Consider the following 14,974-nt stretch of genomic DNA (forward strand, 5'->3'; position numbering starts at 1 on the left):
CCGACGTGCTACATTTTTATATTAAGAATTAAACAAAAACTATGATGTTATTATTGCAGGTTGCAGCAGATACCACCGCAAAACTGATTGATACCGCGCATACAGCCGCAACACAACAATTAGCAAAGATACCCGAAGAAGAATTACGCTTTGGCGATCTGCTATTAAAAGGTGGCTGGGTAATGATCCCTATCGGCATACTGGCTGTACTGGGCCTTGTTATATTTTTCGAGCGTTTTTTCACCATCCGCAAGGCCTCGAAAGACGAATCGCACTTAATGAGCCAGGTACGAAGCAGCATCCACTCCGGAGATCTTCAATCAGCTATTGCTATTTGCCGTAACAGTAACTCACCTTTGGGCCGGATGCTTCAAAAGGGTTTGCTGCGTATCGGCCGCCCTATAAAAGATATAGAGGGCGCTATCGAAAACATTGGTAAGCTGGAAGTATCAAAACTGGAAAAAAATATTGGCATCATCGGTATTGTAGCTGGTATAGCCCCCATGTTTGGTTTCCTGGGCACCATTGCGGGTGTTATTAAGATTTTTTATGATATCTCTAAAACCGATAACATCAGCATGGGTGTAATTTCGGGTGGTTTATATGTAAAAATGGTAACATCGGCAGCAGGTTTGTTTGTAGGTATTATCGCTTATATCTGTTACCACATTTTAAATATGATGGTTGATAAAGTGATCTTGAAACTGGAAACCGACGCCATCGAATTTATTGACCTGTTAGAGGAGCCAAGCAAATGAATTTAAGAAAAAGACATAAGGGTGCATCGGCAGAGGTACATACCTCGGCCATGAACGATATCATGTTCTTCCTGCTTTTATTCTTCCTTATCGCGTCTACGGTAACCAACCCCAACGTGGTAAAGTTAATGCTGCCAAAATCATCCAGCGGGCAATCGGTATCAAAAAAAACCATCAATGTATCTATCGATAAAAACCTGGTTTACACCATAGATAAAAAACAGGTACCGGTAGACCAAATACAGCCCACCTTGCAAAGTTACAAAAGCCTTGCAACCGAGTTGACCATAGTATTGTATGTAGACCGAACGGTAGCTATACAAGACGTGGTGCAGGTGATGGACATAGCACAAAAACTAAATATTAAAATGGTACTGGCAACAGAACCTAAAGGATAAACAGGGAGTTGGCAGTTATAAGTTGGCAGTTTGCTTAAATGAGCTACCTGCCAACTTATAACTGCCCACTGCAAACTGAATAATATGGAATACAGACAACAAAATAATTATCCAAAGGCATTTCTTGCAACAGGTGTTATCCTGGGCATTGTAATGGCTTTGTGCTATTTTATTGTTTTCCAGATGCCGGTTAAACAGGAGGATGGCACAGGTGGCATCCTGGTGAATTATGGCACGGTGGATGAAGGCATGGGCAGCGATTACATGAGCACCGAAGAGCCATCCGTAGCCGAGAAAGCCAACAAAACCAAACCTGACAAGGTAACCCCTGCCCCGCCAACCGAAGAAAAACAGCAAGTAGAGAACAGCGATAAAAACGTAGTTACCCAAACTACAGATGATGCGCCCGAAGTGGCGGCCAATACTACCAAGCCAAGCACCAGCGTAGCCACACAGCCAACAACTAAAACCGTTGCTAAACCGGCCGTAAACCAAAACGCACTTTACAAAGGCAAAACCAACAACGGCACTGGCGAAGGCGACGGCACAGGTAATACGCCGGGCAATCAGGGCAAGCCAACGGGAACTACGCTAACTAACAACTATAACGGGACAGGTGATGGAAATGGTGGAAATGCTTTAACCGCACGTAACTTTACACGACCACCTTCAAAACCTGTTGTTACCAACTTTGAAGGTAAAATAGTGATTACATTCAAAATAGACGCGGATGGAAACATTGTCTCTGCAAGCGTTGCCCGAGGTTCTACATCCATCGCAGGCGACATAGTTGATAAGTGTATACAAGCTGTTAAAAATGCAAAAGTAAACCCTTCGGCAAATGTAAGTGAAGACCGGGAATACACTCAGACTTTTGTGTTTAAGCGGCAATAATCAATAGCTAATTCTCATTGTAAAATTTCTTCGGCTGATAGCTCATATCAGTTTTCGATGCTACATTTGTAAGCAAGTAGTTCGGCCATGAACTATGAACCAAAGCTCATGAACTACTCAGAAACCCTCAATTACCTCTACACCCAACTACCCGTGTTTACCCGTGTGGGCGCTTCTGCTTATAAGGAAGACCTTACCAATACCATTGCGCTACTGAACATCCTTGATAACCCCGAGCATAAGTTTAAAAGCATCCACGTGGGGGGCACAAATGGCAAGGGCTCAACATCGCACATGCTGGCGGCTATTTTACAGGTTGCAGGCTATAAAACCGGGTTATATACCTCTCCACATTTAAAGGACTTCCGCGAGCGGATCCGCATAAATGGGGAGATGATAAACCCAAAAACCGTTGTAGATTTTGTAGCGAAGCACAAACCCGATTTTGAGCACATCCAACCCTCGTTCTTTGAGATGACGGTGGCGCTTGCTTTTGATGTTTTCGCTAAGGAACAGGTTGATGTAGCTATTGTAGAAGTTGGCCTTGGCGGGAGACTGGATTCTACCAATGTGATCAACCCACTTCTCTCTATTATCACCAACATCGGTTGGGACCATATGAATTTATTGGGCAATACGCTCCCGAAAATTGCCGGTGAAAAGGCAGGGATTATTAAACCTTCAACCCCGGTAATTATCGGCGAGTACCAGCAAGAAGTTGCGGATGTATTTATCAGCAAGGCCAAAAAAGAAAATGCACCATTTGTGTTTGCGTCAGATGCAAAGCATGAAGTTAACCTCGATAGCTATCGGGGTCGAGATTCAAAAGAGAACTTAAAATACCTGGAAATAACCGCTCCCCGCACTTCGCTCCCCGCTCTCCAGATCCAACTTGACCTACCCGGCACATACCAATTGAACAACGCGCGCACCGTTTTAACCGCTGTTGACGAACTTCGCAACCAAGGTTTTAACATTACGGATGAGCACATCACCACCGCGCTTAAACAAGTTAAAACCCTAACGGGACTGCACGGCCGTTGGGAGGTGCTAAGCCATAACCCGCTCACTATTTGCGATACCGGCCATAACCCCGAAGGTATCAGCGAAGTGCTTAAAAATATAGCCAACGTCAAATATGATCAACTGCATTTTGTAATAGGTATGGTGAACGATAAGGACATCAGCAAAGTGCTCTCCATGCTGCCAACCAATGCCACCTATTACTTCTGCCGACCCGATATCCCGCGTGGTTTAGAGGCAGAAGCAATCAAAGAAAAAGCCACGGGTTTCGACCTGCACGGCGAAGCATATCCATCAGTAAAAGCAGCACTACATGCAGCACAGGCAAAAGCCACCGATAAAGACCTCGTATTTGCGGGCGGCAGTACGTTTGTAGTGGCGGAGGTAGTCTGAATTCGAATTGATAAAATTTTTGAATTAACCAGATGCAAAGATTAATATATAAATTCTTTAATTCCGAAAATTTGGGTTCAGACAAAAAAGCCTACTTTAGTACAATCAACAAAACAATATGACATATCTACCCTCACCTAAAAGATACGACAAAATGCAATACCGCCGTTGCGGTAAAAGCGGTATAAAACTACCTGCAATTTCATTGGGCCTGTGGCATAATTTCGGCCATGTAGATGTAATGGAAAACTTCCGCAGCATTTTACATTTGGCGTTTGACAGCGGCGTCACCCACTTCGACCTTGCAAACAACTACGGCCCGCCCCCGGGCAGCGCCGAAACCAATTTTGGTAAGATCCTGAAAGAGGACTTTGCGGGCTACCGTGATGAAATGATCATCAGCAGCAAGGCGGGCTACACCATGTGGGATGGCCCTTACGGCGACTGGGGTTCAAAAAAATACCTGGTATCCAGCCTCGACCAAAGCCTTAAACGCATGGGGTTAGATTATGTAGACATCTTTTACCATCACCGCCCTGATCCGGACACCCCACTTGAAGAAACCATGGGCGCGTTAGACCTCATCGTTCGTCAGGGGAAAGCTTTGTATGTAGGTATCTCCAACTATAATGCGCAGGAAGCCGAAAAGGCCATTGCCATATTAAAACAACTGGGCACACCCTGCCTTATCCATCAGCCAAAGTATTCGATGTTCGTACGCGATGCTGAGGCGGGTTTGTTAGACGTATTGGGTAAAGATGGCGTGGGCTGTATCCCGTTCTCGCCATTAGCACAGGGCCTATTAACCAACAAATACCTGCACGGCATCCCCGAAGATTCGCGCGCCGCAAAATCGACCGGCTTTTTACAGGAAAGCCAGGTAACGGATGAGGTTATCGGAAAGATCAAAAAACTAAACGCACTTGCAGAACACCGCGGCCAAACCCTTGCACAAATGGCTTTAGCGTGGTTGCTTAAGGATGAGCGTGTAACATCGGTATTGATAGGCGCCAGCAAGCCCGCACAGCTTGCCGATTCGTTGAAGGCATTAGACAATATTGATTTTTCATCAGAAGAATTAGAAAAGATAGAGCAGATCCTGAAATAGATTCTTACAAACTTTATCACCTGAAAAGGCGTATTTAGAAATAAATACGCCTTTTTGTTTAACAATAATTAACAATCTGCATCTAAAATCTTTATCCATCTTTACGTTACCAAATCTCTCGCATGAAACTACCTTTCCTTGTCGCTATATTTTTGCTTTTATCATCCGGTTTGTTTGCGCAAGATGTTACCCTTAGTGGCAAGATAACAGACGGCGCAGGGAATGCGGTCCCCTTTGCTACGGTTTACATCCGTAATACTACCAAAGGCACATCGGCCAATAACGATGGTAATTACACTTTAAACTTAAAGGCAGGCCAATACGACGTGCGTTACCAGGCAATAGGTTATAAGCAGGAGAGCCGTAAGGTAGAATTGAAAGCAAACCAAACCATCAACATTACCTTAAAGGCCGAAGATTACCAGCTAAAAGAAGTTTCGATAAGTGCCGGAGCGGAAGACCCCGCATACGCCATTATCCGCAAAGCCATAAAAAAACGAAAAATCTACCTTAACGAGGTAAACGCCTACACCTGCGAGATCTACATAAAAGGCCTGCAAAAACTGCTTGCCGCGCCAAAGAAATTCCTGGGGGTGGATGTGCAAAAAATAGCCCGCGAAAATGGGCTCGATTCCAACCGCCGTGGTATTATTTACCTGTCGGAGTCGCAATCTAAATATAGTTTCGAGCGCCCGGATAAGGTGCACGAGGAGATCATATCGTCTAAGTTCTCCGGCAGCAACAAGGCTTTTACCTTTAACCGCGCATCAGATATGCAGGTGAACTTTTACCAGAACCTGCAAACCTGGGAAGGGCTGAGCAATCGCCCGCTCATCTCGCCCATTGCAGATAACGCCCTATCGTACTACAAATACAAATATGTTGGCTTTATTACCGAGAATGGCGAAACCATTAACAAGATCAAGGTTACGCCGCGTAACGCTTACGACCCATGTTTTAGCGGTTACATTTACATCATGGACGATAGCTGGCGCATTCAAAGCCTTGGGCTATACATCACCAAAAAATCGAACATCAACTTTGTAGATACTTTAAAGGTGAACGAGCAGTTTTTCCCGGTCGGAGATAAAGCATGGATGCCGTCGTCATTAAAATTTGAATTTACAGGCGGGTTCTTCGGCTTTAAATTTGGGGGCTATTTTATATCGCTGTATAAAGATTACGATATCGACCCAAAGCTTGATAAAAAACAATTTGCGGAGGTACTGCGCATCACCAAAGGTGTAAACAAAAAAGATTCGGCCTATTGGGAACAAGAAAGGCCCATCCCCCTTACCGACGAGGAAAAGATAGATTACCAAAAGAAGGCTATATTGGCTGCCAAACGCGAGTCAAAGCCCTATTTGGATTCGCTAGATAAGGTGAACAACAAATTTAGCGTTGGCAAATTCCTGCTTGGCGGCTACCGCCACCGCAACCGATACGATCATGAGTATTACAACTTTAACTCCCTGCTAAGTTCGGTAACCTACAACACAGTTGAAGGTTTGGCTTTGGGTTATGGCGGCTCATTTACCAAACAAATAGACAGTGTAAACAATCGCTACCTTAACGTTTACGGAAAAGTGCGTTACGGTTTCTCTAATAAGCTATTAAACGCAAGCGGTGGCATCACCCTGCCGGTTGGTTCGGCAACGCTCAACCTTTCCGGTGGTAGCGACGTGATAGACATGAATAACCGCGAACCTATAAGCAGTTTTATGAATACGGCCTATACGCTGTTAAACAGGCAAAATTTTGAGAAGCTTTACCAAAAGCAATACGCGGCGGCCACAATCTCTAAACGTATTTACGGCGGATGGCAGGCAAGTGCCGGTGCCGAGTGGGCAAACCGCAAGTACCTGTCAAACACTACCGATTACAGTTTCTTCCATCCAAGAGGCAAGGAATTTACATCAAACAACCCATTCTCGCCGGGAGTAGATGCGCCCTTGTTCCCGGAGAATCAATCGTTCAAGGTAAGCGTGCGCACCACCTATGATTTTAGTAACCGCTACGAAACCTATCCTACCGGCAAGCGTTATATCCCCTCCAAATACCCAACCATTGGGTTAAACTTTGCCAAGGCGATCAAAAATGTGTTTGGCTCTGATGCTGATTATAACCTTATTTCAGCAGATATCTCTAAATCAGATATCCCGATGGGTTTTTACGGTAAAACATCATTTTATATCAGCGCGGGCAAATTCTTCAATACTAAAAGCATCTATTATACCGATTACCGTCACTTTAGCGGCAACCAGGTTTTATTTTACCAGGGAGGTCTCAACAAATTCCTGCTGTTAGATTATTACCAATTTAGCACTGGTGATAAATACCTGGAGGGCCACCTGGAGCACAACTTTGGCGGGTTACTCACCAACATGGTCCCGCTTATCCGCAAGTTGAAACTTCAGGAGATAGTCAACGTAAATTACCTGAGCACCCCCATCCTTAAAAACTACACTGAACTGGGCATAGGCTTCCAAACCAACATTGGCTTACGGGTGATGTACGGCACATCGTTTAACAATAAAATGGGCGGCGCAAACCAGGCGATAAGGATCGGGGCGAGTTTTTAGATATTGGAGGTATTTATATAACCATTTATAACTATTACGAAAGCCTTAAGTTTTACCGTTGTAATTCACGTATCCGATCTGAAGGCAAATATTATATTGATGTTTTAGGCTTTAAGGCCGAGTTTGGGTTGGCGATTATTTAGATGCGCTATTAGACCCGGTCAGCAGCACCAAAAAACGCCCTGAATAGGCCCTAAAACGCCCCCCATAACTGTAAAATGTTCACGTTCACGGCCATGAACGCGCGTGAACACAGATATCTTCCTTATAATCAGCGGTTTAAATTTTTACATGTACTGACAAAATAGCGTCACCATCATTAGTCATTAAGGTATTACGCTTCGCTGTCTCCCAATAACTATCCGGAGGGTTATGGTCTTTTATCTTTCCGGGTTAGAAGGATCAGGATGAAAATTTCCCATCCTGAGTTTACCAATTCCTGGGGCTTTGAAGGTGCAATAACGTAGAGAGGCCGTCACCTTGTCCAAGAACTACGATGGAGAGCTTGTCGAAGGGCGCGCAGACGTCTTTGCCCACTATGGTTCCTTAACGCAAATGCTTCGATAAGCTTAGCACGGTTGTAGACTAACCCTTCCTCATCTTCACAATACCTAAAAGTTCACCATCGGGTAAAGTAACATCAATTCTTTCAACGGCCTCGTAGCCCATAGCCTCGTAAAGTGGCACACCGGGCAAAGTCGCGCCGAGTTCAAAGGTGGTAAACCCGTTGGCTTTTGCCGCATCTTCGCATACATTAATAATTTTGCGGCCTATGCCCTGTCGTGCATAATCGGGATGTACAAAAAAAGCCCTTATCCTTGCGGCATCTTTCATAGGGTCGAGCAGCGGGTCTTCGATCTCTTTATGCTGATCGCCGCCAAACAAGGTGTTCCTTTTGCTCCAGCCGCCGCAGCCTGCTTTTACATTATCCTTTTCGGCAGCATAATAAGTACCATCGGTTATCAGCCGGCTATCAATCCCAAATATGTATTTAATGGCGCTTTCTATTTGTTTTGGCGTATAATAGGCCGTACTTAAGCCGCGTACAGACAGGCCAATTAATTGCTGTAATTCTGCTACGTCATCAAAGGTGGCTAAACGGGTAGTTATCATAACACAGATGTTTGCGGGCTAATATAGATTTTTATACCAATTCTTAGTTCCAAAATCTAAATTTCCTGCCTCATTTTTCCGCTCAAAATCCTATCTTTGCCCATGCAAGAAAAAATCCTCATTCTTGACTTCGGTTCGCAGTTTACCCAGCTTATCGCGCGCCGTGTCAGGGAGCTCAATATTTACTGTGAGATCCATCCCTTTAATAAAGTTCCTGAAGTTGACGAAAGCGTAAAAGGGATCATCCTTTCGGGTAGCCCGTATTCTGTACGCCAGGACGATGCCCCTCATTTTGAGTTTATAAAACACCACAAATCGCTTCCTATTTTAGGTGTTTGTTATGGCGCGCAATACATGGCGCATTTTCATGGTGGCGAGGTACTGGCATCAAGCACACGCGAGTATGGCCGTGCCAACCTGGATTACATTAAACCGGATAATATCTTGTTTAAGGATGTACCGGCAGGGTCGCAGGTGTGGATGTCGCATGGGGATACCATAGCAAGAATAGCAGATGATTTTGAAATTATTGCCAGTACCGATAGCGTAAAAGTTGCCGCATACCAGATAACCGGTACAAAAACTTACGGCATCCAGTTCCACCCCGAGGTTACCCACAGTACCGATGGCAAGCAGTTGTTGCAAAACTTTTTAGTTGACATTTGCCACTGTAGCCAGGATTGGACCCCGGATTCGTTCATCGAAACCACCATTGCCGAACTAAAAGCGAAATTAGGTGATGATAAGGTGGTTTTAGGCTTATCAGGCGGTGTCGATTCATCGGTTGCGGCGGTATTGCTGCACCAGGCCATCGGCAAAAACCTGCACTGTATATTTGTTGATAACGGCTTGTTGCGCAAGGACGAGTACCAATCGGTATTAGATTCTTACCAGCACATGGGCCTTAATATAAAAGGGATAGATGCCAAGCAACGTTTTTACGATGCATTGGCGGGCATTAGCGATCCCGAGAAAAAACGTAAAGCCATTGGCCGCGTGTTTATTGAGGTATTTGATGATGCCGCACACGAGGTACAAGGTGTAAACTGGCTTGGCCAGGGTACTATTTACCCGGACGTCATCGAATCTGTTTCGGTAAAAGGCCCGTCGGCAACTATTAAATCTCACCACAATGTTGGGGGTTTGCCCGACTTTATGAAACTGAAGGTGGTAGAGCCTTTAAACACCTTATTTAAGGACGAAGTACGCCGCGTAGGTGCCGCTTTAGGTATCGATCCAAACATCCTTGGCCGCCACCCTTTCCCGGGCCCGGGCCTGGCTATCAGGATCCTGGGTGATGTAACGCCCGAGAAAGTTGATATTTTACAACAAGCCGATGCGATTTATATCAACAATTTACGCAGTGGCGGTGTTTATGATAAAGTTTGGCAGGCAGGCGCCATATATTTACCGGTACAATCGGTAGGTGTTATGGGCGATGAGCGTACTTACGAGAACGTTATTTGCCTGCGCGCGGTAGAATCATTAGACGGGATGACGGCAGATTGGTGCCATTTGCCTTACGATCTGCTTGCAAAAATATCAAACGAGATAATTAACAACGTAAAAGGAATTAACCGGGTAGTATATGACATCAGTTCGAAACCACCGGCCACAATTGAGTGGGAATAAGTGGTTTATATTTGTTTTAGCGGCGCTGATAATTGGTGCATGTTCGCCTAAGATCCGGACTGTACCCTCATCTACCGTAAAAACAACAACTGAAAATCCGGTAATTAAAAAAGACAAACCTGCCGAAAAGCCCCCGGTGAAAACACCGGAGGCCAGGGCATCGGTTATATCGCTCATATTACCGTTCGGCCTTGACCATGCCGCTGCCGGGCAAACTTACACTGCTGCCAAACTGAAAATGGCGAACATGTCGGTAGAATATTACCAGGGTTTTAAATTGGCTTTAGACTCGCTTACCGCCAACGGCAGCAACTACAAATTACAAATTTTTGATAGTAAGGATGATGCTGCGCAGGCGCACAGCCTTGCGTTAAACCCGCAGGTAAAAACAAGCGAAATAATAGTTGGCCCCGTGTTCCCGGACGATGTAAAGGCCTTTACCGCTATGCTCACCTCGGCGCGCAAGCCTATCATATCGCCGCTATCGCCTGCTGCACCGGCTACTTTCAAAAACCAGAATTTAGTTACCATGACACCTCCTCTGGAGTACCATGCCATGGGCGCGGCTACCTACATTGCCAAAAGCATCAAACCAAAAAAAGTGTTTATTTTAGAGTCGGGCTTTAGCGACGAGAAGCTTTACACAACGCCGTTCAAGCAAACTTTAGATAGCCTTAGCAAGCGCAAGATCCAAGTGATAAACATTACCATTACACGGGGCAACCTTACCCCATTGGTGAAACTACTATCGCCTACCGATCAAAATATTTTTTTGGTGCCATCTACTAAACAGGCGTTTTTGATGGTTACGCTGCGCTCTTTAGATACCTTGAATAAAAATTTTCAGGTAACCTTGTTCGGCCATCCAAGCTGGCAGAAGTACGCGTTCCTGAAAGCGGCACTTTTACAACGATTAAACACGCACATCACCTCCACCGATAAGGTTGATTACAAAAGCGCTGAGACCAATGCGTTTTTACGCAGCTATCGTCGGGCTTACCATGTCGAACCAACCGATTTCGCCATTAAAGGCTTTGACCAGGGGCTTTACTTTGGTAAATTATTAGCCGATGGCAAGGATATGAACAAACCCGATCTGGGTGACTTTACCGGCTTGCACAACGGCTTCCATTTCATTAAAAAAGCGGGTTTGGGCTGGATAAACACCCATGTGGATATTCTTAAATACCAAAACTTCGCCTTAAAGAAAGTAGAATGAAAGCCATAAACCAGTTAAAGACGTTTCAGCGCATATTGGGTGAATACCCGGCCGACACGCCTTTAGGCAAATTTTTACCCGGCTTTTACAGGCAAAACAAACAGATGGGATCTACCGACAGGCGTGTTGCCGGCAGATTGATCTATAACTATTTTCGCTTAGGCAGGGCCTTGCCTGATGCTGCTATTGAAGACCGCTTGATGGTAGCAGAGTTCTTATGCAACACCCAATCAAACTCTTTTTTGCAGCACTTTAAACCCGACTGGGCAGCCTGTGTAGGTTTTGGTGTCGACGATAAAATAAACCTGATAAAAACCACTTACCCCAATTTTAAGCTGGAAGATGTTTTCCCGTGGGCTGGGCAACTGTCCGCAGGGATTGGTAAAGATGCCTTCCTTAAATCATTTTTTATTCAGCCCGATCTTTTTATCCGTGTTGCAAAAGGTTACGAAACACAGGTAAAAGCCGAGCTAACCAAAGCAGGTGTTACCTTTAAAGATGAAGGCAACAATTGCCTCTCGTTACCGAATGGTACGCGACTGGAAGCCATTTTTCCTAAACAGCATTGGTTTGAGGTGCAGGACCTTTCGTCGCAACAGACAGCCAATTACTTTAAACCGCAGAAATGGGATAGCTGGTGGGATGCCTGCGCGGCATCTGGTGGTAAATCCCTTTTATTGCATAGCCTTCAACCCGATATAAAACTGGTGGTATCTGATATCCGCGAATCCGTCCTCTCCAATTTAGACGAGCGCTTTCAAAACGCGGGCCTGCGCAAATATCAGAAAAAGGTAATGGACCTTACCGAAAACAACGAACAGCTTTTATACAACTACGAGTTTGATGGGATTATACTGGATGCACCTTGTAGCGGCTCGGGTACCTGGGGCCGCACACCCGAAATGATCAGCCAGTTCGACATCCATAAAACGGACTTTTTTAAGCGCCTGCAACAGGCCATAGTAACCAACGTTGCCAAACACTTAAAGCCCGGTAAGCCACTCATCTACATTACCTGCTCGGCTTTTAAAGCCGAGAATGAGGATGCTGTAACCTACATTACCAAACAGCTTGGCCTGCAACTGGAAGAAATGAAAGTGCTGACTGGATATGAAAACAAGGCAGATACGATGTTTGTAGCGAGGATGGTGGCTAAAGCGAAAGAGCCAAGAGATAAGAATCAAGAGACAGGACAATAAAGCCGTGTAATAGCGATAGTATGACAATCACGTCATATACACAGCGGCTATGCACTGGCTACGAGATTGCCACGTCGCTACGCTCCTCGCAATGACAAAGTGAGAATTTCCAACGTTAAAAAATGTTAATCTTTTCATTCCTTGCCATTTAGCAGCTAAATTAGTTTTAACAAACCCGCTACCTATGCTGCACAACTACTTTACCATTGCCTGGAGAAACATCTGGAAACACAAGCTTTTCTCGTTGATCAATATCTTCGGCTTGTCGGTTGGGATAGCGTTTACCTTGCTGATAGGTGCCTATGTTTGGCACGAAGTAAGCGTGAATGCCGACCTTAAGAACATTGATAACCAGTACATCATCCAAAGCAAGTGGAAAGACCCAAACATGGGTTACGTACTTACCGCATTGGCCGCTATGCCCAAGGCCTTGAAAGAGGAATATCCAAACCTTGTTGCCAACTATTACCACTGGGATGGCGTTAGCTCTAACGTATCTAAAGGCGACAAACACTTTCGCGAAAGTTTGCAGGTTGGCGACAGCACATTTTTAAATATGTATGGTTTTAAGCTCTTACAAGGCGACCAAAAAACGGCTTTAAATGATCCTTTTTCGGCAGTGATAACGCAAGAAATGGCCATTAAATACTTTGGCAAAACCGATGTTGTAGGGCAGTCGGTAACCATCGAAAGTTTCACCGGCACCAAGCACGATTTTACGATTACCGGTGTGTTGGATAAACTGAAAAAGAATTCCGTTACCAATGTTATCGATGCAAGCAACAGCACCTTCTTTTTACCTGCCGCCGCCGCCGCCAAGTTTTTAGGCAGAAGTTTAGACGGCTGGAACAACACCGCCATAGTTGGCCTCATCGAACTGAAAAAAGGCGTTAAACCCGAAGCACTGACCGGGCCGATGAAAAGCCTTATTAAAAGGAACGCTTCGCCGCAGGTAGCAGAAAATCTTACGCCTTACATCGTACCCCTCAAATCGTTTTACATCGATAATTCGGGCGGTACTATTAAGAAGATGCTTTACACGCTCTCGTCCGTTGCGCTATTCATCCTGCTTATGGCGGTTATCAATTTTGTGAATATCTGCATCAGCCGTTCATCGCAGCGGATGAAAGAAATGGGCATCCGCAAGGTATTGGGCGGGTTACGACAACAACTCATCTGGCAGTTCCTCACCGAATCTGTTTTGATGGTGCTGATCGCGACGCTTATAGCCCTTGGTATCTATGCATTGGCAAGGCCATTTTTTGCGGAACTTTTGGCTACAGATATAAACGGCCTGTTTTCGTTTCCGCTATATTTTTACATACTGCCTGTGCTGCTGGCCCTTACAATCGGATTGTTGGCAGGCATATATCCCGCGCTGGTATTATCATCCCTCAAATCTATCGACTCGCTGAAGGGCAAGCTGGACAGGGTGAAAGATAATGTGCTGTTCCGCAAGTCGCTTATCGCTTTCCAGTTTGGCACTGCGGCTGTGGTGTTGATCTGTGCTATTGTTATTTCTAATCAGATCAGCTTGTTCTTTAGCAAAAGCCTGGGCTACGATAAAGACTATGTGGTGTACGCCCAACTGCCGCGCGACTGGAGCAAACCCGGCGTGCAAAAAATGGAGGATAAACGATATAGGTTATCGCAACTGCCGCAGGTAAGTTCGGTTTCGCTATCATGGGAAATCCCTGACGGCGGTTCCAGTGGTGGTTTACAGGTCTATAAAACATCCGGGAGTCCAAACCAGGCGATCTCGGCACAAATGCTGCTTACTGATAACGAGTATGCAAAAACTTACGGCATCCCACTTATAGCCGGCGAGTTTTTTAAACCGCAGTACACGCAAGCCGACTCTGCACTGGTAGTTATTAATGAAACACAATCGAAAGCTTTAGGATTTACACACCCTAAAGATGCCATAGGGCAGCAATTTAACTCGGTAAATATGCCTCCCTTAACTATATGCGGCGTTGTTTCAGATTTTGTATTCGGTGGCATGTCGGCAAGGATTATGCCGCTTACATTCATAAACGTTAATCGCACACCACTTTACCGCTACTTTTCCATCCGCTTAAAACCCGGCAATATGGAGAGCAGCCTGGCCGCCCTGCAAAAGAAATGGGCCGAAGTTTTACCCGGCTCACCGTTCGAATACGCCTTTATGGATGATGCCCTTGCCAAAATGTATAAAACCGAGTTACAGCTTAAGAAAGCTTCTTACCTGGCAACAGGGTTGGCTATCATTATTGTGTTGTTAGGCGTATTGGGGCTGATCTCTCTCAGCATTCAAAAGCGCACCAAAGAAATCGGTATCCGCAAGATATTGGGCTCATCAGTGAAAGACATAATGATGCTTTTCTTGAAAGATTTTTTGCGGACAATCGTTATAGCAGGGCTCGTTGCTTGCCCGCCCGCCTACTGGATGATGAACAAATGGCTCAACAATTATACCTACAAGATCAGTTTAACAGCCGCACCGTTTGCCATTGCCGTGTTCGCTTTACTTGCCGTTACCGCTGTACTGATTAGTCTGCAAACGATTAAAGCAGCGCTGGCAAACCCGGTGAAGAGTTTGAGGAGCGAATAGATCTTAGAATCAAGGTGCAAGAATCAAGACAAAAAATAAAATTTAGGTGCGAAACAATAACA

General features: G+C 45.2%; 11 protein-coding genes. 10 read left to right on the top strand and 1 reads right to left on the bottom strand.

The features are described 5' to 3' along the window. The first annotated feature begins 41 nt into the window (after positions 1–41). From ACVW0P_RS17945 to ACVW0P_RS17970, 6 genes are all read left to right on the top strand, one after another. Complete coding sequence (locus tag ACVW0P_RS17945; protein WP_354429232.1) at positions 42–758, top strand: MotA/TolQ/ExbB proton channel family protein; 717 nt, start codon at positions 42–44, stop codon at positions 756–758. Further along, entirely contained in the window at positions 755–1,156 is a 402-nt protein-coding gene (locus tag ACVW0P_RS17950; RefSeq protein WP_322228082.1) for an ExbD/TolR family protein, read from the top strand. Before ACVW0P_RS17945 ends, ACVW0P_RS17950 begins: the two co-directional genes overlap by 4 nt. 84 nt (positions 1,157–1,240) lie before the next feature. After that, positions 1,241–2,050 (top strand): energy transducer TonB family protein, encoded by an 810-nt coding sequence (locus ACVW0P_RS17955; RefSeq protein WP_457133283.1) that lies wholly within the window; start codon positions 1,241–1,243, stop codon positions 2,048–2,050. Positions 2,051–2,158: 108 nt separating this feature from the next. Further along, positions 2,159–3,466, top strand: a complete 1,308-nt coding sequence (locus tag ACVW0P_RS17960; protein ID WP_457133284.1) for a bifunctional folylpolyglutamate synthase/dihydrofolate synthase — start codon at positions 2,159–2,161, stop codon at positions 3,464–3,466. 118 nt (positions 3,467–3,584) lie between these two features. Beyond that, entirely contained in the window at positions 3,585–4,574 is a 990-nt protein-coding gene (gene mgrA / locus ACVW0P_RS17965; protein WP_457133285.1) for an L-glyceraldehyde 3-phosphate reductase, read from the top strand. A 122-nt stretch (positions 4,575–4,696) separates the two neighbouring features. Continuing rightward, complete coding sequence (locus ACVW0P_RS17970; RefSeq protein WP_457133286.1) at positions 4,697–7,156, top strand: DUF5686 and carboxypeptidase regulatory-like domain-containing protein; 2,460 nt, start codon at positions 4,697–4,699, stop codon at positions 7,154–7,156. A gap of 585 nt (positions 7,157–7,741) precedes the next feature. On the opposite strand, the gene ACVW0P_RS17975 is transcribed toward ACVW0P_RS17970, so the two are convergent. Beyond that, positions 7,742–8,269: a GNAT family N-acetyltransferase gene (locus tag ACVW0P_RS17975; protein ID WP_457133287.1), complete on the bottom strand. Its 528-nt coding sequence runs from the start codon at positions 8,267–8,269 to the stop codon at positions 7,742–7,744. A 102-nt stretch (positions 8,270–8,371) separates the two neighbouring features. Here ACVW0P_RS17975 and guaA point away from each other — a divergent pair, with 102 nt between their 5' ends. From guaA to ACVW0P_RS17995, 4 genes are all read left to right on the top strand, one after another. After that, the gene (gene guaA / locus ACVW0P_RS17980) at positions 8,372–9,901 is read left to right on the top strand and encodes a glutamine-hydrolyzing GMP synthase (RefSeq protein ID WP_354429222.1); all 1,530 of its coding nucleotides are present in this window, start codon (positions 8,372–8,374) and stop codon (positions 9,899–9,901) included. Then, entirely contained in the window at positions 9,858–11,120 is a 1,263-nt protein-coding gene (locus ACVW0P_RS17985; protein WP_457133288.1) for an ABC transporter substrate-binding protein, read from the top strand. Before guaA ends, ACVW0P_RS17985 begins: the two co-directional genes overlap by 44 nt. Continuing rightward, the gene (locus tag ACVW0P_RS17990) at positions 11,117–12,319 is read left to right on the top strand and encodes an RsmB/NOP family class I SAM-dependent RNA methyltransferase (RefSeq protein ID WP_457133289.1); all 1,203 of its coding nucleotides are present in this window, start codon (positions 11,117–11,119) and stop codon (positions 12,317–12,319) included. The genes ACVW0P_RS17985 and ACVW0P_RS17990 overlap by 4 nt, the downstream gene beginning before the upstream one ends. 184 nt (positions 12,320–12,503) lie before the next feature. Then, positions 12,504–14,912, top strand: a complete 2,409-nt coding sequence (locus tag ACVW0P_RS17995; RefSeq protein WP_457133290.1) for an ABC transporter permease — start codon at positions 12,504–12,506, stop codon at positions 14,910–14,912. The last annotated feature ends 62 nt before the right edge of the window (positions 14,913–14,974 follow it).

It is taken from the genome of Mucilaginibacter sp. UYNi724, assembly GCF_054057495.1.